This window comes from Microbulbifer maximicatervae (SeqCode) (assembly GCF_052468155.1).
In genome coordinates, this window is record NZ_CP174335.1 from 2,239,927 (window position 1) to 2,260,091 (window position 20,165).

The 20,165-nt window shown below is 52.7% G+C and carries 18 protein-coding genes; 17 read left to right on the forward strand and 1 reads right to left on the reverse strand.

Annotation, left to right across the window (positions count from 1 at the left end):
- Positions 1 to 50: 50 nt before the first annotated feature.
- Positions 51 to 854 (reverse strand): inositol monophosphatase family protein, encoded by an 804-nt coding sequence (locus tag ACJJIY_RS09570; protein ID WP_282934081.1) that lies wholly within the window; start codon positions 852 to 854, stop codon positions 51 to 53.
- 135 nt (positions 855 to 989) lie between these two features.
- On the opposite strand from ACJJIY_RS09570, the gene trmJ reads away from it, so the two are divergent.
- From trmJ to ispG, 17 genes are all read left to right on the forward strand, one after another.
- Entirely contained in the window at positions 990 to 1,781 is a 792-nt protein-coding gene (trmJ, locus tag ACJJIY_RS09575; RefSeq protein WP_445359484.1) for a tRNA (cytosine(32)/uridine(32)-2'-O)-methyltransferase TrmJ, read from the forward strand.
- A 106-nt stretch (positions 1,782 to 1,887) separates the two neighbouring features.
- Positions 1,888 to 2,364, forward strand: a complete 477-nt coding sequence (iscR, locus tag ACJJIY_RS09580) for a Fe-S cluster assembly transcriptional regulator IscR (protein ID WP_282934079.1) — start codon at positions 1,888 to 1,890, stop codon at positions 2,362 to 2,364.
- A 62-nt stretch (positions 2,365 to 2,426) separates the two neighbouring features.
- On the forward strand, positions 2,427 to 3,641 hold the full coding sequence (locus tag ACJJIY_RS09585) for an IscS subfamily cysteine desulfurase (protein WP_445359660.1): 1,215 nt from the start codon (positions 2,427 to 2,429) through the stop codon (positions 3,639 to 3,641).
- Positions 3,642 to 3,668: 27 nt separating this feature from the next.
- Positions 3,669 to 4,091, forward strand: a complete 423-nt coding sequence (gene iscU, locus ACJJIY_RS09590) for a Fe-S cluster assembly scaffold IscU (RefSeq protein ID WP_108731985.1) — start codon at positions 3,669 to 3,671, stop codon at positions 4,089 to 4,091.
- Positions 4,092 to 4,147: 56 nt separating this feature from the next.
- Positions 4,148 to 4,459, forward strand: coding sequence for an iron-sulfur cluster assembly protein IscA (gene iscA, locus ACJJIY_RS09595; RefSeq protein ID WP_445359485.1), 312 nt, complete (start codon positions 4,148 to 4,150; stop codon positions 4,457 to 4,459).
- 136 nt (positions 4,460 to 4,595) lie between these two features.
- A complete protein-coding gene (gene hscB / locus ACJJIY_RS09600) occupies positions 4,596 to 5,123 on the forward strand; it encodes a co-chaperone HscB (RefSeq protein WP_445359486.1) in 528 nt (175 codons plus the stop codon).
- Between the two features lie 63 nt (positions 5,124 to 5,186).
- Positions 5,187 to 7,058 (forward strand): Fe-S protein assembly chaperone HscA, encoded by a 1,872-nt coding sequence (gene hscA, locus ACJJIY_RS09605; RefSeq protein ID WP_445359487.1) that lies wholly within the window; start codon positions 5,187 to 5,189, stop codon positions 7,056 to 7,058.
- Between the two features lie 90 nt (positions 7,059 to 7,148).
- Positions 7,149 to 7,487, forward strand: coding sequence for an ISC system 2Fe-2S type ferredoxin (fdx, locus tag ACJJIY_RS09610; protein WP_108731989.1), 339 nt, complete (start codon positions 7,149 to 7,151; stop codon positions 7,485 to 7,487).
- Positions 7,488 to 7,511: 24 nt separating this feature from the next.
- Positions 7,512 to 7,706, forward strand: coding sequence for a Fe-S cluster assembly protein IscX (gene iscX, locus ACJJIY_RS09615; protein WP_444892904.1), 195 nt, complete (start codon positions 7,512 to 7,514; stop codon positions 7,704 to 7,706).
- A gap of 195 nt (positions 7,707 to 7,901) precedes the next feature.
- On the forward strand, positions 7,902 to 8,330 hold the full coding sequence (gene ndk / locus ACJJIY_RS09620; RefSeq protein WP_108731991.1) for a nucleoside-diphosphate kinase: 429 nt from the start codon (positions 7,902 to 7,904) through the stop codon (positions 8,328 to 8,330).
- A gap of 62 nt (positions 8,331 to 8,392) precedes the next feature.
- Entirely contained in the window at positions 8,393 to 9,511 is a 1,119-nt protein-coding gene (gene rlmN, locus ACJJIY_RS09625) for a dual-specificity RNA methyltransferase RlmN (protein WP_445359488.1), read from the forward strand.
- 539 nt (positions 9,512 to 10,050) lie between these two features.
- Entirely contained in the window at positions 10,051 to 11,976 is a 1,926-nt protein-coding gene (locus tag ACJJIY_RS09630) for a cytochrome-c peroxidase (protein ID WP_444895044.1), read from the forward strand.
- 411 nt (positions 11,977 to 12,387) lie between these two features.
- Complete coding sequence (locus ACJJIY_RS09635; protein ID WP_445359489.1) at positions 12,388 to 14,352, forward strand: cytochrome-c peroxidase; 1,965 nt, start codon at positions 12,388 to 12,390, stop codon at positions 14,350 to 14,352.
- 609 nt (positions 14,353 to 14,961) lie between these two features.
- The gene (locus tag ACJJIY_RS09640) at positions 14,962 to 16,875 is read left to right on the forward strand and encodes a cytochrome-c peroxidase (RefSeq protein ID WP_445359490.1); all 1,914 of its coding nucleotides are present in this window, start codon (positions 14,962 to 14,964) and stop codon (positions 16,873 to 16,875) included.
- Positions 16,876 to 17,231: 356 nt separating this feature from the next.
- A complete protein-coding gene (gene pilW / locus ACJJIY_RS09645) occupies positions 17,232 to 18,008 on the forward strand; it encodes a type IV pilus biogenesis/stability protein PilW (protein ID WP_444895041.1) in 777 nt (258 codons plus the stop codon).
- Positions 17,998 to 18,954 (forward strand): RodZ domain-containing protein, encoded by a 957-nt coding sequence (locus tag ACJJIY_RS09650; protein ID WP_445359491.1) that lies wholly within the window; start codon positions 17,998 to 18,000, stop codon positions 18,952 to 18,954. The genes pilW and ACJJIY_RS09650 overlap by 11 nt, the downstream gene beginning before the upstream one ends.
- A gap of 98 nt (positions 18,955 to 19,052) precedes the next feature.
- Entirely contained in the window at positions 19,053 to 20,165 is a 1,113-nt protein-coding gene (gene ispG / locus ACJJIY_RS09655; RefSeq protein ID WP_444895039.1) for a flavodoxin-dependent (E)-4-hydroxy-3-methylbut-2-enyl-diphosphate synthase, read from the forward strand.

Consider the following 20,165-nt stretch of genomic DNA (forward strand, 5'->3'; position numbering starts at 1 on the left):
TTTGGAATCAGCACCCCGGCATCTTATTTGCCGGAGTGCCGTTCAGGCTTTTAGCGTATGTGTCCCATATGTTTGCCCACGATTTTCACCAGGGGCTTAAATACTTTCGGAGTGGCGCAGACCAGGTGCCCGGAGTCCAGGTAATCCTCACCACCGCGGAAGTCGCTGATCAGGCCGCCGGCTTCTTTGACTAGCAGGGAGCCCGCTGCGATATCCCAGGTGTTCAGGTACATTTCCCAGAAGCCATCGAAGCGCCCGGCAGCAACATAGGCAAGATCCAGCGCTGCAGCGCCGGGGCGGCGGATTCCCGCAGTTTGCCCAGCGATATCTTTTAGGGCGGCTAGGTAGGCGTCGATGTTATCCAACGGCAGGCCGTTGAAGGGAATGCCGGTGCCAATCAGAGAGCCGCGCATGCCCTGGCGTGAAGAGACGCGGATACGGCGACCATTCAGGGCCGCGCCGCGACCGCGACTTGCGGTAAATTCTTCGCGTTTGATGGGGTCCAGTACGACTGCGTGCTCAATGCGGCCACGATAGCGACAGGCGATAGAAACAGCGAACTGTGGGACGCCGTGGATAAAATTGGTGGTGCCATCGAGGGGATCGATAATCCACTCGTAATCGGGCTCTGCGCCCTCTTGCAGGCCGCTTTCTTCAGCGCGGATGCTGTGCTTGGGGTAGGCCTTGCGCAGGTGATAGATAATCTCCTGTTCGCTGGCCTTATCCACTTCAGTAACGAAATCGTTGCGCGTCTTTTCTTCGAATTTCATCAGGTCGCCGCGCTCCCAGGCCCGTTCGATCAGTTCTCCTGCCTTACGCGCCGCGCGCAGGGCAATATTTAGCATGGGTTCCATAACTATTCCGCACAAAGTGGTTAAAGGGGTTAAAAAGCAGGCCGCAGGTTAACTGCGACGGACGCGATTGTAGGGATTCCGATTGGTTTTTGCTACACTCGCGCGCCCCCATGACACCGATTTATTACTTTCAGTATGGCCAAGTCACCTTTAGACACGACTCCACTTGCCGCGCTCGACAATGTGCGCGTGGTTCTGGTTAACAGCGCACACCCCGGAAATATTGGTGGTGCGGCGCGCGCGCTCAAGAATATGGGCCTGGGTCAGCTGTACCTGGTAGCGCCTCGGGAATTTCCTGCAGCCAATGCTGTTTGGCGTGCAGCCGGGGCAGCTGAGTTGCTCGATAGCGCCGTTGTGGTGGATACCCTGGAAGAAGCCGTGGCTGATTGTGGTCTTGTTGTGGCCACCAGCGCTCGCGAGCGCCGAATCCCCTGGCCCCTGCTGACTCCGCGCCAGTGTGGAGAGCGCACAATCGCGGAGGCCGCGTCTCATCCGGTTGCTTTGGTGTTTGGCCGCGAGGATCGAGGGCTTACCAACGAAGAGTTACAGGCCTGTAACTACCATGTGCATATTCCTGCCAACCCGGAATACAGCTCCCTGAACCTGGCGACTGCAGTTCAGGTACTTGCCTACGAAGTGCGAATGGCGGCCTTGGAAGCAGAAAAAGGTGAGCCTGTGAATTACACCGATTGGGATCGCCCACCGGCCAAGGCCAGCGATATGGAGCTGTACTTCGATCACCTGCAGCAGGCGCTGGGCGAACTGGGTTTTATTGACCCGGATAACCCCCGTCAAACAATGACCCGCCTGCGCCGACTGTATAGTCGGGTGCGCCCCGACGATATGGAACTGGGTATCCTGCGCGGTATGTTGACCTCAATCCAGAATCACATTCATCGCTCTGGTGGTAAGGGGCGACCCGACTAGTTGAGTACCCGAGTGTCCCGCTGGGTTATATACTTGACTACAGTAGTGGGTTATTCCATACTCGCGCCCCGATCGGAAAAGGGCTGTACATCAGTTGGGAGCTGATATGCGTTTGACAACCAAAGGCCGCTACGCGGTGACTGCCATGCTGGACCTGGCGTTGCACGCTGATCGCGGACCGATCAGTCTGGCAGACATATCCAAGCGCCAGGGTATATCACTGTCCTACCTGGAGCAGTTGTTCTCCCGGTTGCGGCATTCTGGGCTGGTGTCCAGTGTGCGTGGGCCCGGCGGTGGCTATCGCCTGGCGCGGGATGGAGAAGAGATTTTTGTGGCGCAGATCATTGATGCAGTTAATGAATCTGTAGACGCCACCAGCTGCGGCGGCAATGCTGATTGCGCCAATGGCGAACAGTGCCTGACCCACTACCTCTGGTCAGATTTGAGCGATCAGATTCATAGCTTCCTCAGCAGTATCAGCTTGGCGAACCTGGTTTCCCGAGCTGAGGTGCAGGAAGTTGCGCGTCGGCAAGATATGCGCGAGGCGCCGGAAGAGAGGGTCGCTGTACTCGGCGGCCTGTGATTGGGGCCCAAACGGGCCAGCAGACAGATATTAGAGATTTACTAAGCGGAAACGGTATGACTATGAAGCTTCCCATCTATCTGGACTATTCGGCTACCTGTCCGGTTGACCCACGCGTCGCCAAGAAAATGGCAGAGCAGCTGACGATGGAAGGCAATTTCGGCAATCCGGCCTCCCGCTCCCACCTGTTTGGTTGGAAAGCGGAAGAAGCAGTGGAGAATGCCCGACGCCAGGTGGCGGAGCTGATCAACGCCGATCCGCGCGAAATTGTCTGGACCAGCGGTGCCACCGAGTCCGACAACCTGGGTATCAAGGGTGCGGCCCACTTCTACCAGAGTCGCGGCAAGCACATCATTACCTCCAAAATTGAGCACAAAGCGGTTTTGGATACCTGCCGCCAGCTGGAGCGGGAAGGTTTTGAAGTGACCTACCTGAATCCCCGTGAAGACGGCATCGTCTATCCAGAGCAGGTTGAGGAAGCCATGCGCGAGGACACCACTGTGGTGAGCCTGATGCACGTTAACAACGAGATCGGGGTGATCAACGATATCGCTGCGATCGGCGAACTGTGTCGCTCGCGCAAAGTTATTTTCCATGTGGACGCGGCCCAGAGCGCCGGCAAGCTGCCGATCGATCTTCAGGAAATGAAGGTTGACCTGATGTCCTTCTCCGGCCACAAAATTTACGGCCCCAAGGGTATCGGTGCCCTTTACGTACGCCGCAAGCCCCGCGTCCGTCTGGAAGCCCAGATGCACGGTGGCGGCCACGAGCGCGGTATGCGCTCCGGTACCCTGCCGACTCACCAGATTGTCGGTATGGGCGAAGCCTTTGGTATTGCTAAAGAAGAAATGACTCAGGAAGCCGAGCGTCTGCGCTCTCTGCGCGACCGTTTCTGGGATCAGATCAAGGATATGGAAGAGGTCCATATCAACGGTTCCGCCGAGCAGCGAATTCCGGGCAACTTGAACGTGAGCTTTGCGTTTGTAGAAGGTGAGAGCCTGATCATGTCGCTGCGCGACCTGGCGATTTCCTCCGGTTCCGCCTGTACCTCTGCGAGCCTGGAGCCCAGCTACGTACTGCGAGCCCTGGGTGTTAACGACGAACTGGCGCACAGCTCACTGCGCTTCAGCTTTGGTCGTTTTACCAGCGAGAGTGATGTCGACACCGCTGCCGCAGAAGTGCGCAAGGCAGTGGAGAAACTACGTGAATTGTCACCGCTTTGGGATATGTACAAAGACGGCGTAGACCTGAACAAGATTGAATGGGCCGCTCACTAAGCGCGCGCAAGAGTTAGGAGAAAAGTCATGGCCTATAGCGATAAAGTAATTGACCACTACGAGCACCCCCGCAATGTTGGACGTATGGACGACAAGGCGGACAATGTAGGTACCGGTATGGTGGGCGCGCCCGCCTGTGGTGACGTGATGCGCCTACAGATTCAGGTAAGCGACGAGGGCGTTATTGAAGACGCCAAGTTCAAGACCTACGGCTGTGGTTCCGCCATTGCCTCCAGCTCCCTCCTGACCGAGTGGGTGAAAGGCAAGACGATCGACGAAGCGGAGCAGATCAAGAACACTGCCATTGCAGAGGAACTGGCGTTGCCGCCGGTAAAAATCCACTGCTCGGTTCTCGCCGAAGACGCGATTAAAGCTGCGGTTCGCGATATCCGCGAAAAGCGCGGTGAGTCCGATGACGCTGTAGAAGCCAAGGAATCTGCGGCGGGTTAACTTCTCGTCCAAATGTAGCGTCCAAACATAGCGAAGGTGTTATTTTGGCTATTAGTATGACCGAGACCGCTGAGGCCCACATTCAAAGTCAATTGGCCAAGCGAGGCAAGGGAATCGGCATTCGTGTCGGTGTCAAAACAGCCGGCTGTTCCGGTCTCGCCTATGTGCTGGAATTTGTCGATTCGTTCGAAGCCGAAGATACGGTATTTGAGCAAAACGGCGTTAAGTTGGTGGTGGACCCCAAGAGTCTGGTTTACCTCGACGGCACCCAGCTGGATTTCGTCAAGGAAGGCCTGAACGAAGGCTTCACCTTCTCGAATCCCAATGTAAAAAATGAGTGTGGCTGCGGCGAGAGTTTCCACGTCTGATTCGCTCTCGCCCCACAAGGCCGGGTGCGCTGCGCATACCGGCCTTTTTATTGGCTCCTCGGACAGTTGGGGGCCGTGCAGCAGTAAGCGGCAACTTCAGCCGCGTCCCAGGCTGTGCCCCAGTAGGTATATTCAGATGGCAACCAACCTGAACCATTTCGAAGTTTTTGGTCTGCAACCCGCGTTCGCGGTCGATCGCAGTGCCCTGGCGACCCGCTACCGGGAATTACAGCGGGAATTCCACCCGGACAAATACGCTTCCCATTCCGAGGGCGAACAATTGTTGGCCATCAAAATGGCGGCTCAGATCAATGAGGCGCACACCGTTTTGCGCGACCCGGTACAGCGCGCCGCCTACCTACTCAAGTTGGCCGGGGTAGATGTGCCACCTGAGCAGACCACTAAAGATACTGAATTTCTGATGCAGCAGATGCTGTTGCGCGAGCGCCTGGAAGAAGTGCGCGAGCAGCCCGATCCTGCGGCTGCGCTGGATGAGCTCAGTGCTGAGGCGCGGGGGCTGATCTCCAGTGAGGAACAGCGCTTTGCCGAAACTTATGACGGGGGCGATCTGGGCGCAGCAGAGGACTCGCTGCGCAAGCTTCAGTTCCTGGCCAAGCTTGAGAAACAAATTGACGAGCTGGAAGAAGACCTTTTCAACGACTAGTTGCGAGAGCACTGACTGAGAGGGCCAGACGGTACCGCGCCCCGCTTAAAGAAGAGATAACTAATGGCATTACTGCAGATTTCTGAACCGGGCCAGAGCCCAGCTCCCCACCAGCGCAAGCACGCAGTGGGTATCGATTTGGGGACCACTAACTCACTGGTAGCGACCGTGCGCAGTGGATCGGCAGAGGCCATTGCCGATGAGCAGGGTGAAGTGATCCTGCCATCAGCGGTGCACTACGGAGCCGAGGCGATTACCGTGGGTGCTGAAGCCCGCGCGTGCGCTGTAGAAGACCCCTACAACACCATGATTTCTATCAAGCGCCTGATGGGGCGAGGTGTTGCGGATATCAAAAGTTTTGGTGAGCAGCTGCCCTATCGCCTGGCCGAGAGCAGTGGCGGTATGCCTTCGATTGAAACTGCAGCCGGACCGGTAAACCCGGTGCAGGTATCGGCAGAAATCCTGAAAAAACTAGCCGCGCGCGGCCGCGAAGCGCTCTATGGCAAAGCGGGCGGTGAGCTGGATGGTGCGGTGATCACCGTGCCGGCCTACTTCGATGATGCCCAGCGCCAAGCGACCAAAGACGCCGCCCAGCTGGCGGGCCTGAAAGTCCTGCGCCTGCTCAACGAGCCTACAGCAGCGGCTGTTGCCTACGGCCTGGATAAAGGTGAAGAGGGTGTGATCGCGGTCTATGACCTCGGAGGCGGCACCTTCGATATCTCTATTCTGCGCCTGTCCCGGGGTGTGTTTGAAGTGATGTCTACCGGCGGCGATACGGCCCTTGGTGGCGACGATTTCGATCGCACTATCGCTTCCTGGATCGCCGAGCAAGTGGGATTGGGTACCGATCTCGACGCCGCGACCCAGCGAGTCCTGTTAGACAGCGCCTGTGCTGCGAAAGAATCCCTGTCCAGTGTCGAGCAAGTGGAAGTGCAATACGGCGACTGGTCCGGTGTACTCGATCGCGACACCATGGCTTCACTGCTGGACCCCCTGATCGACAAAACCCTACGCGCCTGTAAGCGCGCCCTGCGCGATGCCGGTATCAGTGCTGATGAGGTGCAGGAAGTGGTTCTGGTGGGTGGCTCCACCCGTACTTTGCGCGTGCGCGAGCGGGTTGAGGGTTATTTTGGTCGTCCCCCTCATGCGGAAATTGATCCCGACCAAGTGGTAGCAATCGGCGCCGCGATTCAGGCTGATGTACTGGTGGGCAATAAGTCCAGCGAAGAACTGCTGCTGTTGGATGTTATTCCCCTTTCCCTCGGGATTGAAACCATGGGTGGCCTCGCGGAAAAACTGATTGATCGCAACACGACGATCCCCGTCTCCAAAGCCCAGGAGTTCACCACGTTTAAAGATGGCCAGACAGCCATGGCGATTCATGTCGTGCAGGGCGAGCGGGAGCTGGTGAGTGACTGTCGCTCACTGGCGCGCTTTGAATTGCGCGGCATACCGCCGATGGTGGCCGGTGCCGCCCATATCCGTGTGACTTTCCAGGTGGATGCTGACGGTCTTTTGTCGGTGACAGCCATGGAAAAAAGCAGTGGTGTCAGTGCCGATATTACGGTTAAACCGTCCTACGGCCTGGAAGACAAGGATATTGCGCGAATGCTGCAGGAATCCTACACCCACGCCGCTGAGGACATCGCCCTGCGGGCCCTGCGCGAGGCCCAAGTGGAAGCAGAGAGAACCCTGGAAAGCATGTTGGTGGCCCTGCGTGAGAACGGCGCCCAGCTGCTGGACGAAGGTGAGTTAAACGAGCTTGAGCACGAGATGGAAGCTTTACGTCTGGCCCATAACGGCGGGGATGCAGAGGAAATTCGTCGACGTATTGAAGCCTTGAATAAGCTGTCTGAGCCCTTTGCTGCCAAGCGTATGGATGCCTCCATTAAGCGGGCTATGCAGGGCCACAGCTTGGATGAATTTGATAAATAACCATGATCAGGCGCAGACTCTGCGCTGCCGGCGGCCGGGGAGTCGTTACTTTCTCCCCGTCGGATTGAGACCACAGAGGTTCAGTACCCCATGCCGAAGATAGTATTTTTACCCCATCCGGAAATGTGCCCCGAGGGCAAAGTGGTGGAAGCGGAGAGCGGTGTCAGCGTGATCGACGCGGCCCTGGCCAACGATATCGAAATTGAGCACGCCTGTGAAAAAGCCTGTGCTTGTACCACCTGTCACGTCATTGTGCGCGAGGGCTTCGATTCCCTGGAAGAGCCGGACGAGCTTGAAGAGGACCTGCTGGATAAAGCCTGGGGCCTGGAGCCGGAGTCTCGCCTGTCCTGTCAGGCGATTGTCGAGGATGAAGACCTGGTGGTCGAGATCCCCAAGTACACCATCAACCAGGTGTCGGAAAAGCACTGACCTGCACGCAGAGGAAGCCGAATCATGAAGTGGACTGATATTCACGATATTGCCATAGAGTTGAGCGAAGCTCACGAGGATGTGGACCCACTGACGGTCAACTTTGTCGACCTGCGCAACTGGGTGATGGCGCTGCCCGGATTTGATGATGATCCCGATCGCTGCGGAGAGAAAATCCTCGAGGCGATCCAGGCTGCCTGGATCGAAGAGCGGGAGTAACCGGCCTTCGGGGCAGTATTGGCAAGAGAGTACAAAAGTCGATCAATACCCCGTATAATCCGCCGGCCGCGAAATGCGGTGATCAAAAATTGAGTACCCCCGGTGGGTATGAAAGGAATACTAGGGAAGAGCAACTGAGTAGGTTGCTCTTTCTATATGTAAGTTAAGTTACAAAAAATCAATTTGGAGATAACCATGGCCCTGGAGCGTACCCTTTCCATCATTAAGCCGGACGCAGTAGCCAAGAATGTAATCGGTGAAATCGAGAGCCGTTTTGAGAAAGCTGGCCTGAGCATTGTTGCCATGAAGATGGTTCAACTGTCCCGCGAAAAAGCTGAAGGCTTCTACGCTGAGCACAAAGAACGTCCTTTCTTCAAAGACCTGGTTGACTTCATGACTTCCGGTCCAGTTGTTGTACAGGTTCTGGAAGGCGAGAACGCTATCCTGGCAAACCGCGATCTGATGGGTGCTACCAACCCTAAAGAAGCTGCTGCTGGCACCATCCGCGCTGACTTCGCTGACAGCATCGACGCCAACGCTGTACACGGTTCCGACTCCGCAGAGTCCGCTGCTCGCGAAGTAAGCTACTTCTTCGCCGACGACGAAATCTGCGCGCGCGCTTAATCCGCGCCACAAATCGCACCGGTCTGTCCGGACCGGTGCAATTCTTCCCCGAGGTGAAATGAATGACCACAGAGAAAACCAACCTGCTCGGCCTTTCGGTAGAAAAGCTGGCCGCCTTTTTTGAATCATTGGGCGAGAAGCGCTTCCGCGCTGTTCAGGTTTTAAAGTGGATTCACCAGAATGGGGTTGATGATTTTGCTGAGATGACCAATGTCAGTAAGGCCCTGCGTCAAAAGCTGGCGGAAGTGGCCGAAGTCCGTGCCCCGGAAGTATTGAATCAGTGGGATTCCGCCGATGGCACACGGAAATGGTTAATTAAAGTCTCCGGTGGCAATGCTATCGAGACTGTCTATATCCCCGATGGTGATCGCGGCACCCTTTGTGTCTCCTCCCAGGTGGGCTGTTCCCTGGATTGCAGCTTTTGTGCAACTGGCAAGCAGGGCTTTAACCGCGATTTAACGGCGGCAGAAATTATCGGGCAGGTTTGGATTGCCTGTAAATCTTTCGGTCAATTGGACCCGAAAGGACCGCGCAAGGTTACCAACGTGGTGATGATGGGCATGGGTGAGCCATTGCTCAATTTCGACAATGTGGTCGATTCCATGAACCTGATGATGGAAGATAACGCCTACGGTATTTCCAAGCGCCGCGTCACCCTGTCGACTTCCGGTGTAGTACCTGCACTGGACCGCCTCGCCGATGTGACCGATGTCAGCCTGGCAATTTCCCTGCATGCGCCCAACGATGAATTGCGTAACGAGTTGGTGCCGATCAATAAAAAATACCCTATTGCGGTGCTACTGGATTCCGCTAAGCGCTACATCGATCGCATGCCGGATACGCACCGTAAAATGACGATTGAATACACGCTGATGCGCGAGGTTAACGACCGCCCGGAGCACGCTGAGCAATTGGCAGAGCTGCTTAAAGAGATTCCGGTGAAAATTAACCTGATTCCCTTTAACCCGTTTGAGTTGTCCGACTACCAGCGAGTGAGTAATAACGCACTGCGTCGCTTCCAGCAGGTTTTGCTCGACAAAGGTTATACCGTGACTGTGCGCACTACACGCGGCGATGATATTGATGCGGCCTGTGGTCAGTTGGCAGGCAGTGTTAATGACCGTACCCGCCGCTCCGAGCGCTACCGCAATGCAGAGCGCCCCGTTCGTATTGTTAACTAGTCGCTGGTAATTTTTTGTATAGGTTGCCAAATTGTTGGCAGCCTATTGGCTTCGATTTTCCCCTTCTCAAAAAAACTCTGTTCAGCCTGAAAGTTCCTTTCTATTCTATTTTTCGTGTCAACGAAATTGCTTTATCTAACGTTTAACGCTCGAGGAAAATTTATCCGGGAAGGGAGCGTTGGATATATGCATGAGATTAGGTCAAAACGATCATATTTTTTTAATTTGCATTTTGCCTGCAACATTTTGACTTTGAATGAAGCAGTTGGCCATTGGAGAGAGGTCTTCACTAGACCGTCTGGCACTGGATCTTTGCAGTAGCTACACCCGTATCTCCAACATCCATCAAAACATTATGACGCTATAGCGTGCTATCCAGTCATTTTCATTTGGCCTGGAGCTGTTTCAGCGTGCTTAGGTTCAGGAAAAACAATGTGTAGAAGTGCTTGCACCACTGTGTTGAGAGTTGAAGTGCATGGAGTTCTCTGAGTTGCCTGGCTTAGGAAAAGAAAAGTTATCGACGGGACTGTTCGAACATTATGAACGCGGAAAAAAACCAATTAACCCAATTGCTTGTAGCGCTGAATAAGCTGCTGTTCATTTCTTTATTTCTATTTATGGTGGGCTGTGGGGGCGGTGGTTCCTCTAGCGGTGAGGATGATTCATCGACAGAAACTACTGAAAATGATAGCGGCTCTGGGGATAGCTCTGGCTCAGACGATGGTGACGATTCGGATGGTGATACTGGGTCAGATGATGATACCGATTCAGAGCAGGGGATCTTGGTTACTGAACTGATTGCAAATCCCTTCTCCGGCACCAGCATAGGACTCTCCTGGGAGGATTCTGAAGAGACCTACAGCATCTATCGCGATGGTGAATTGGTTGCAGAAACTACAGATAACCATTACGTGGATGAAGGTCTCTCAGTTAATACTGAATATAGTTATTGGGTCGGTGTGGGGAGTATTGATAGTGATACTAATAGTGTTACTGCAAAAACACTGGTTAATAACACGAATGATGGCTTGGGCAATGGTACTGAAGCAGAGGCCATTGAAAAGCGCATTGTTGATTTTGATGAATGTCAAAATGAGCGCTCAGCCGTAGATGTTGACGATAGTAGTCTCGACAGTTGCTTGCAGGCTGTGCTGGATGAAGTGGGAATGGCAGATCAATTGGAGGATATGCGCGCTTTCGCTGCTCGAGTTAGAAGTGAGCAAGACCCGGAGATGGTTGAGTTGGGTATGCGGTTATTCCACAGTAAAAGTCTTAGTGCTAACGGTGATACCGCCTGCTCTTCTTGCCACCACCCGACAATAGGCTGCGCTGGTGATGACCTTTCCATGTCTGTTGGGGTTAATGCCGTTGATCCCGATTTGCTTGGCCCAGGGCGTTCCGATGGTGAAAACGAAGTGCCGTTGGTTGCACGCAATGCCCAGCCTATTTGTAATGTGGCGCTCTGGGATAATGGATTATTCTGGGACAACCGCGTTCTTTTCACGAGCGACGGTGGCCTTAAAACAGACTCCAGGGATGTAACCAATAATACTGAAGCGGCGGTAGGTACCGGTACTTTGGCACTTATGATGGCCCAAGCCCATTTTCCGGTGACTGATGCTGCTGAGATGGGGGATATTTCTGAATTTGGCTACGACGAAAGTAGCGACGATGACCTTACTGATTACCGTGAGGAATATCTTATACCAAAGCTCAATGAAGAGTCCTGGGGCCCCTTATTTGCTGCCGCTTATGGAGACAACAGTATTGACTACAGTAGGGTCGCACAGGCGATTGCCGCCTATGAAGCGGTATATATTTTTATTGATAATCCCTTCTTTGACTATATCGACGGTGACCTGACAGCGCTGGATGACGATGCGAAGCGGGGAGCAATTACTTATTTTACGCCAGGCTCTGGTTGTACTGCTTGCCATACGGGCGCCTTCTTTACTAACCAGGGTTTGAGGGTCGTTAACTATCCTCAAATTGGTGTCGGAAAAGAGGATGATGGCGCTGATTGGGGAGGGGCAGTACTGGGTGGCTTTCGTGTTCCAACACTGCTCAATGCAGGCATTACTGGTCCCTGGGGGCACGCCGGGCAGTTTGGCTCCTTAGAAAGAAATATTGAGCACTATGCCGGGCAAGCGGATTCGGTGTCCCGGTATTTCGAAGATAGTGAAATGTGCGACCTGGATCAGTTTGCCGAGCTAGAAGACTGCGCAGCGAAAGTTGCGCCCAATGGTCTGGAGTTGACCGAGGCAATTCTGGAGATAGATGGTGATGCAGCACTTCCGATAGACGACGATGAAGTGAAGCTGTTAGCGGCATTTCTTGAGGCGCTCACTGACCCGGATGCAGAGAATGTAAATTCAAATGCAACCCAATCCCTGATTCCTCCCCGTGACGGCGGACCCGATGGAATGCAGCTGGATGCCTGGGATCAGGACGGCAACGCACTATAATATTCCTGCATTTTATTTGAGCATCTCACTAATATTGACTTACTGGTGAGATGCCAACTCTTCATTAGCGACCTTTATTCGCATTCATCATTCAGGCAACCACCTTCTGCCTTAAAATTCACCACAGTTTCATTCTTACTTTGCTTCCAGAGCCAGGCCGAAGTTGATCCGAGAGTGAATTCCTGCGATCAGGGCTAGGTATAAGTCATCGTCTGGATTGCGAAGTTTTTAGTCAGTTGTTTCTGGAAAAAAACTCTATCCCCTGAAATTTTGGTGAGTTGGTCGTTCCCTTCGGGATTCACTCCGGGCTTTTGTTCACATTTCTTCCTTAATTGGTCAACCAAATCTATTGGTGTCGCGTTATCACCTATGAACTATTAAAAATATATGGAAGGGACCACTAGGATTCTTATGAGTGCTCAGAAGTTCGATCAAAAAGTCTTTCCCAGAGTCCTACTTAGACTCTTTTTCCTCACGCTGTTTTCGCTGTTAGTCGGTTGCGGCTCCGGGTCATCTGGTAGTGAGGATAATTCGCCTGCAGATACCGTTCAGGGTGATGATGGTTCCGGTTCCGGTTCCGGTTCCGGTTCCGGTTCCGGTTCCGGTTCCGGCTCAGGGACGGGTACCGATCCTGACCCTGAGCCTGACCCTGAGCCTGAAGAAGCCGGTGAACCCACTGAGCTAATTGGCTATGCCCACTCGGGAACCAGTATCGGTCTTAACTGGGAAAGAGATGGTGAGACTTACTTTATCTATCGAAACGGTGAAAAGGTCGCGGAAACCAGCAATAACTATTATGTCGAACAGGGCCTCTCAGTTAATACCGAATATGTTTACTCTGTCAGTACGGTTGATGCTGCAAACGAATCGGAAACTTCGCAGGTTACGGTCAAGACATTAGTTAATGACACCAATGCTGGCCTGAATAACGGTACAGAAGATGATGTTTTAAATGAGCGTATCTCCACGTTTGCAGAGTGTAAAAATACTGCGACGGCACTAGATCTACTCGAAGAGGACTTGGACAATTGTTTGGCAGCCATGCTCGAGTACAATCGCATGGTCTCTCTTGTCGAAGATATTCGGGCTTTTGCCGCACGGGTCCGCAGTGAGCAGGACCCTGCCAAGGTGGAGCTGGGTATGCGTCTGTTCCACAACAAGTCTCTCAGTGCTAATCAAGATGCTTCTTGTTCATCCTGTCACCACCCTGCGATTGGTTGTGGTGGAGATGACCTCTCGATGCCGGTTGGAGTGAATGCTGTAGATACTGCTTTGCTCGGGCCAGGTCGATCTGATGGAACTAATGAAGTGCCTTTAGTGCCGAGAAATTCACAAGCTATTTGTAATGCGTCACTATGGTCTCGTGGACTGTTCTGGGATAACCGGGTCTCACTGAGTCCGAATGGCGTTCTCCGTACAGATTCAAGAGATGTTACCGATAATACGAATGATGCTGTGGGATCTGGTTCGTTAGCCCTACTTATGGCGCAGGCGCATTTCCCGGTAACGGCCCCGCCAGAAATGGGTGACATCGCGGACTTTGGATACGATGATTCTGTCGATGAAAATTTCACTGCATACCGCGAAGATATATTAGCGGCTAATTTGGATGTCGAAGCTTGGGCTCCCCTGTTTACGTCTGCCTTTGGGGATTCTGAAATTAATTTCAGTCGTATTGCTGAAGCAATTGCAGCTTATGAAGCCGTGCAAATATTTATCGATAACCCCTTCTTTGACTATGTGGGCGGTAACCTGGAAGCGCTCGATGTAGAGGAAAAGCGTGGTGCTATTACTTTTATGTCGAAGGATGCTGGGTGCACGTTCTGTCACAAGGGAGCTTTCTTCACGTCTGAAGCCTTGATGGCCGCAAATTATCCGCAGATAGGTATAGGAACCGATGAGAGTGGCAGTGGGGAAGATTTGGGTGGAGAGGGTTCCTTAGGGTTCGGAGCATTCAGGGCGCCGACCTTACTGAATGTGGCGATCACTGGTCCCTGGGGGCACAACGGGCAGTTTGGCACGCTGAAGAGAAATGTTGAACACTACAGTGATCATGGAGCCTCCATTTCCAGGTACTTTGAAAATAGTGAGATGTGTGATCTCGCTCAATTCAAGGATCTTGAAAATTGCGCCAGTAAACTGGCTCCCAATGGTTTGGCACACTCTCAGGCGATCTTAGATGGAAATGAGGGTGGGGGTATAAATCGCCTGAGCGAAGAGGAGATGGACCTTATAGTGGTATTTCTGGGGACTCTTACTGACCCCAAGGCCGCGAATACCAACTCTAATGAGATTCAGTTTCTGATTCCTCCTCGGGATGGTGGACCAGATGGAAAGCAGTTAGATGCAAAAGATAGTGATGGTAAAAGTTTATAGCCTTCATTCCATTGACTCTTTGGGAAATGGTTGCGTCAAGAGCGCTTTGCGTTTCCCCTAAGTTGGATTAGCCGGCTATTTGTCGGTAGTCACCGCTAAAAAGCTGTTGGTTATTGCCGGCAGCTTTTTTTAATCTATCTGAAATAATCCTGACACAGTTTGTTTTTACAAACTCTCCTTGCTTGTCCCACCTCTGTTTCAATGGCGCAAAAATATTTTCATTGGGGTTTGGGCGTTAACGCCCAAACTTCAGAGATTGAATTTACATATTTTCTTAAGCAAACACCGAAACTACTAATTTTTATTAAATTCCTGACTATGAGAACGGATGTAGTAGCTTACTGCGACCTTATTAGCAGTTATTCCTGTTTTAAGTCATTACAGTAGGCCCTGGGAGTAATTGGGTATTTTCGCAATGCCGCTGATTTTCAGGACGGTCCACAATCAATGCGAGGCTCCCTAGATCTTTCATTAGGTTGCAACGCAGAATTTATTCTTAGATATAGTAAGTGTTTCCTTACCCTTTGATGCCAGCACTGGCACTTAGGTCTGTATTTGCTGTCCAGAACTCGGAATAAGAAAAGGTCATTGACGGGCAGGTCAAGAACTATGAATGTTGATAAAAATCAAATCACACTATCGCTAACGGCTCTGGTAAAGCTGCTGGTCCTACCTCTATTTCTTGTGATGGTGGGCTGCGGAGGAGGAGGTTCCTCAAGTAATGGCAATGACACGCCTACTGAAACTTCTGATACTGGCAGTGATGACGATTCTGGTTCAGGTGATGATGATAATGGCGATGGCGATACAGGCTCAGGTCAGGGAATTATTCCTGCAGAACTGATCGGCAACGCATTTTCCGGTACCAGCATTGGTCTTTCCTGGGAAAGCACCGGTGCGACCTATGTTATCTATCGTGGCAGCGAACGAGTTGCTGAGACGACTAGCGGATACTATGTCGATGAAGGTCTCTCATCAGACACTGAATATACCTACTCAGTAACCACCGGCGATGTCGACAGCGAAGATGAGACCGCCAGCGTCACTGCCAGAACATTGGTAAATAATACTAATGATGGCCTCAGTAACGGTTCTGATGCAGACGGTTCTGATAGCCGAATTTCCGATTTTGATGAATGTCAAAATGCGCGTTCAGCGGTCAATATTGCTGATGGCAGTCTCGATAGCTGCCTACAGGCAGTGCTGGATGACGTTGGCATGGCCGAGCAGTTGGAAGATATGCGCGCCTTTGCTGCCCGGGTCAGAAGTGAACAGGACCCTGCCATGGTAGAGCTGGGTATGCGCTTGTTTCACAATAAAAATCTGAGCGCTGATGGCGATGCATCTTGCTCTTCCTGCCACCACCCGGCAATAGGTTGTGGTGGTGATGATCTGTCTATGCCAGTTGGTGTTGATCCCGTTGATGCTGAATTAGTCGGTCCCGGTCGCTCCGACGGCCAGAATGAAGTTCCGCTGGTACCGCGAAATGCCCAGCCTATCTGCAATGTAGCCCTTTGGGATAACGGTTTGTTTTGGGATAACCGAGTGGCGATCAATGGTAATGGAGGGCTCAGGACAGACTCCCGGGATGTTACTCGCAACACAGAGGCGGCCGTGGGTATTGGTACCCTCGCACTGATGATGGCCCAAGCCCACTTCCCGGTCACAGAAGCTGCAGAAATGGGGGATATCACCCAGTTCGGTTACGACGATACCAGCGATGATGGTTTTACTGATTATCGTGAGGATATTCTCGCTGAAAAATTAACCCAGGACTCGTGGGGTGCAATGTTTACCGCAGCATTTGGCGATTCGGCAATTAACTTCAGCAGAATTGCAGAGGCAATTGCCTCTTATGAAGCGGTGCAAATTTTTATCGATAACCCCTTCTTTGATTATGTTGATGGAGACCTTGCGGCCCTCAATAACGATGAAAAGCGAGGGGCAATTACCTTTATGACACGAAATTCAGGGTGTACAAATTGCCACTCAGGAGCCTTTTTCTCTAATCAAGGGTTGAGAGCTGTCAGTTATCCACAGATTGGTGTTGGTAAAGATGAGAGTGGCAGTGGTGCTGACCTGGGTGGTAATGGAAGCGGCAGCTTCCGCACGCCAACGCTGCTTAACGTGGCGCTCACTGGCCCCTGGGGGCACGCAGGTCAGTTCGGTACATTGAAAAGAAATGTCGAACACTACACTGGTCGAGCCGACTCTGTTTCCCAGTATTTCACCAACAGTGAGATGTGCGATTTGGATCAGTTTGCAGAGGTGGATGAGTGTGCCGCGAAAGTTGCGCCCAATGGCCAGGCACTGACTGAAGCACTGTTGGCTGAAAATGGCGACGGCGCTGTGAATTTGGACGACGGGGAAGTTGATTTACTGGTAGCGTTCCTCGAAACCCTAACTGATCCAGATGCGGCAAATACTGACTCCAATGCAGTCCAGTCATTGATTCCGCCGCGGGACACTGGTCCAGATGGCATGCAGCTGGATGCGGTTGACCAGGAAGGTAATCAACTCTAACTCTTCTAAGCCCTTTTTACTTATTCCGCCGGTACACCGGTACTGGCGGATTGACAATACTCGACAAAGTCATCACTAAATGGAATTGATTGGGTTTTAGGGCTGCAACTGGCAAGGCTTTCCGGCAGTATAGGGATTTGGAAAGTGCCAGCTGAGGCGGAATCAGATTTCTCACACAAAATACCGATATGTATTTTTATCACTGCCAATGGATGCCGGTGGTCGATATTGGTTTTTGCTGTGTTTTGCGGGCTTGCTTTGTCCAGGGATTGGCGTTAGCACATCATTGATGTATTAGTGACACCCGCACAATCTCGCTGGGCCGATAAGTGAAAAATAAAGATACAGGTGATGTAGTGTCCGCGAAATTTAAGAGCCTGTCGCTCCTGGTACTGCTCGGTACTCTGCTGGGGGGGTGTGTAACCTCTGGGGGACCCGAGCGCAAGGAAGTTGATCTGGATAAGGCATTGGAGACCCATGTTCAGTTGGGGATTCGCTATTTGCGGGACCCGAACAACCGGGAGCAGTCCCGTCGCCATTTTAACCGCGCCTTGGAATTGGGTAAAAAAAACCCACTGGCGCACCACGGTCTGGCACTTCTTTATCAAGCGGATGGTGAGCTGGATATTGCGGAGTCTCACTTCAAGAAAGCCTTGCGCTATAGCGACGGGTTTTCTATGGCCCACACTAACTACGGCGTTTTTCTCTATAAACAAGAACGCTACAAAGAGGCCCTCAAACAGTTCGAACTCGCCTCTACAGACCTCACTTATAATCGTCGATCTTTTGCCTTGGTTAACTACGGCCGTACGGCCGCGCGTCTGGGCTTCACTGACAAGGCGGAAGGGGCCTATGCCAGGGCGTTAGCGCTGAACTCCGATTTGCCGCTGGCGTTGATCGAAATGGCTGAGCTGAAATTTAATGCCGGTGATTATGCAAAATCCAAGGCGTACCTGGATCAATTTAGTGAAAAGAATCGCCAGACACCCCAGTCACTGTGGCTTGGGATTCGTATCGAGAAGGTGTTTGGCAATCGTGACAAGGAGCGGAGTTACGCCCTTGCTTTGAAGAATTTGTACCCGTACTCTGCGGAGACACTGAAATATCAGGAGTTGAGTGGTAATGACGGATAGTAGTCCCGAACACTGCGAAGGTGGTGAGGTCGTATCCAATACGCAAACTTCTAAGGGGTCCGCTGGCAATCTTTTGCTGGCGGCTCGGGAAGCGGCCGGGCTGTCCCGAGAGGAGTTATCGCAGCGCCTGTGTATTATTGATAACACAGTTGAGTGGATTGAAAGCGATAATTACGAAAAGCAGCCAGAAGCTGTCTACACGCGAGGCTATATCCGCAATATTTGTCGCGAGTTGAATATTCCTGCTGAGCCGGCTTTGGAAGCCTATGATAGGGATCGGCCGCAGCCAGCACAGCGCAGTGAATCCCGGCGAACCACTAAAGCCGAGGCATTTCGCCCTGAGCGCAAGCGCGGACATGGTGCCCTAGCCCTGATTCCCCTGTTGCTCGCGGGTGGTGTCTTCTGGTGGAAGTACGGTACTCCAGTCAATATTCCCGGTATGCCCATGGGTGAGGATACTGCGGACCTGGTTGCCGAAGCCCCCGTTGCCAGTGAAGTTGTAACTGATCCGGTTACTGAAGTAGAGCGGCAGGAAGTTGCAGTTGAAGAGTTGAGCTCAGAGCCATTTGCACCAGCATCAAGTGGAGTTGCTGATGTTCAGCTTGAGGTTGGTAGTGCTGAAACGGTGGAGAATAAACCCGCTGCTTCTGTGGAAAAAGTGGTTGAGCCTGTTCCCGTCCAAGTAGCCCAGTTGGACCAGGCCCTGAAAGGCGCATTGCGGCTTCGCTTTGATGAAGATGCCTGGGTTGAGGTGAAAGACGCACAAGGTGTGATTTTACTGGCCGGGGTCCAAGCTGCTGGCAGTGCCAAATCTTTAGATGGAGATGCTCCATTTGAGCTGATGTTGGGAAATGCCCGTGCAACCCATGTGGTTTACCGCGATGAAACTATCGACAGCCAGCCTATTGGCGACCGCCGCACTCGTCGTCTGATTGTCGGCGATTAAGATGATCTTCCCCGTTTGGGCGCGAACCCTGTAGGTTTGCGCCCAATCTCTCTATAATCTCCCCTCGATTTTTATCAGTAATACCACCAGGTCAGCCTATGCAATTTGAATCTCCCATTGTCCGCCGCAAGTCGCGCCAGATCATGGTGGGTGATGTACCGGTCGGAGGGGATGCCCCAATCTCGGTGCAAAGTATGACCAACACCGAAACCTGCGATGTAGCAGCTACTGTTGGCCAGATCCAGCGCCTGGAACAGGCTGGAGCCGATATAGTGCGGGTTTCTGTGCCCAGCATGGATGCCGCAGAGGCGTTTGGAGAAATTAATAAACAGGTGAATGTCCCGTTGGTCGCAGACATTCACTTCGATTACCGTATCGCCCTGCGGGTCGCAGACCTGGGGGTGGATTGCCTGCGTATTAACCCCGGCAATATTGGCCGAGAGAAGCGTATTCGGGCCGTAGTGGATAAAGCTCGCGATCTGAATATCCCGATTCGTATCGGTGTCAATGCGGGCTCCCTGGAAAAAGACCTGCAGAAAAAGTATGGCGAGCCCACACCGGATGCTCTGGTAGAGTCGGCGCTGCGCCATGTATCGATCCTCGACAGCCTGGACTTCCAGGACTTCAAAGTCAGTGTAAAAGCATCCGATATCTTTATGGCCACGGCTGCCTATCGCAAGCTGGCCCAGCAGATTGAGCAACCGCTGCACTTGGGTATTACCGAAGCTGGTGGCTTGCGTGCCGGCACAGTGAAGTCGGCGATTGGTCTCGGTGCCCTTCTGCTCGACGGTATCGGTGACACCCTGCGGGTTTCCCTGGCTGCAGACCCGGTGGAAGAGGTCAAAGTGGGCTGGGATTTGCTCAAAAGCCTGCGTCTTCGCAGTAAAGGTATTAACTTTATTGCCTGCCCCAGCTGCTCGCGCCAGAACTTCGATGTGGTGAAAACCATGAATGAGCTGGAGACGCGCCTGGAAGATGTGACCACGCCGCTGGATGTGGCAGTAATTGGCTGTATCGTCAACGGCCCCGGCGAAGCGAAAGAAGCCGATGTAGGCCTGACTGGTGGTACCCCAAGCCATGCCATCTATGTGGATGGGCAGCCGGACCGCAAGTTTAAGAATGAAAACCTGGTGGATGATTTAGAGCGTTTGATTCGCGAGAAGGCGGCCGCCAAGGCCGAGCGCGAAGCGGATATCATCGCCAAGGCGTAG

Excerpts from the sequence above, each read along its gene's own strand:
- ispG (WP_444895039.1), top strand. The coding sequence starts at position 19,053 with ATGCAATTTGAATCTCCCATTGTCCGCCGCAAGTCGCGCCAGATCATG.
- trmJ (WP_445359484.1), top strand. The coding sequence starts at position 990 with ATGGCCAAGTCACCTTTAGACACGACTCCACTTGCCGCGCTCGACAAT.
- fdx (WP_108731989.1), top strand. The coding sequence starts at position 7,149 with ATGCCGAAGATAGTATTTTTACCCCATCCGGAAATGTGCCCCGAGGGC.
- iscR (WP_282934079.1), top strand. The coding sequence starts at position 1,888 with ATGCGTTTGACAACCAAAGGCCGCTACGCGGTGACTGCCATGCTGGAC.
- ACJJIY_RS09635 (WP_445359489.1), top strand. The coding sequence starts at position 12,388 with ATGAGTGCTCAGAAGTTCGATCAAAAAGTCTTTCCCAGAGTCCTACTT.
- rlmN (WP_445359488.1), top strand. The coding sequence starts at position 8,393 with ATGACCACAGAGAAAACCAACCTGCTCGGCCTTTCGGTAGAAAAGCTG.
- iscA (WP_445359485.1), top strand. The coding sequence starts at position 4,148 with ATGACCGAGACCGCTGAGGCCCACATTCAAAGTCAATTGGCCAAGCGA.
- ACJJIY_RS09630 (WP_444895044.1), top strand. The coding sequence starts at position 10,051 with ATGAACGCGGAAAAAAACCAATTAACCCAATTGCTTGTAGCGCTGAAT.
- ndk (WP_108731991.1), top strand. The coding sequence starts at position 7,902 with ATGGCCCTGGAGCGTACCCTTTCCATCATTAAGCCGGACGCAGTAGCC.
- ACJJIY_RS09585 (WP_445359660.1), top strand. The coding sequence starts at position 2,427 with ATGAAGCTTCCCATCTATCTGGACTATTCGGCTACCTGTCCGGTTGAC.
- iscU (WP_108731985.1), top strand. The coding sequence starts at position 3,669 with ATGGCCTATAGCGATAAAGTAATTGACCACTACGAGCACCCCCGCAAT.
- ACJJIY_RS09650 (WP_445359491.1), top strand. The coding sequence starts at position 17,998 with ATGACGGATAGTAGTCCCGAACACTGCGAAGGTGGTGAGGTCGTATCC.
- hscB (WP_445359486.1), top strand. The coding sequence starts at position 4,596 with ATGGCAACCAACCTGAACCATTTCGAAGTTTTTGGTCTGCAACCCGCG.
- ACJJIY_RS09640 (WP_445359490.1), top strand. The coding sequence starts at position 14,962 with ATGAATGTTGATAAAAATCAAATCACACTATCGCTAACGGCTCTGGTA.
- iscX (WP_444892904.1), top strand. The coding sequence starts at position 7,512 with ATGAAGTGGACTGATATTCACGATATTGCCATAGAGTTGAGCGAAGCT.
- ACJJIY_RS09570 (WP_282934081.1), bottom strand. The coding sequence starts at position 854 with ATGGAACCCATGCTAAATATTGCCCTGCGCGCGGCGCGTAAGGCAGGA.
- hscA (WP_445359487.1), top strand. The coding sequence starts at position 5,187 with ATGGCATTACTGCAGATTTCTGAACCGGGCCAGAGCCCAGCTCCCCAC.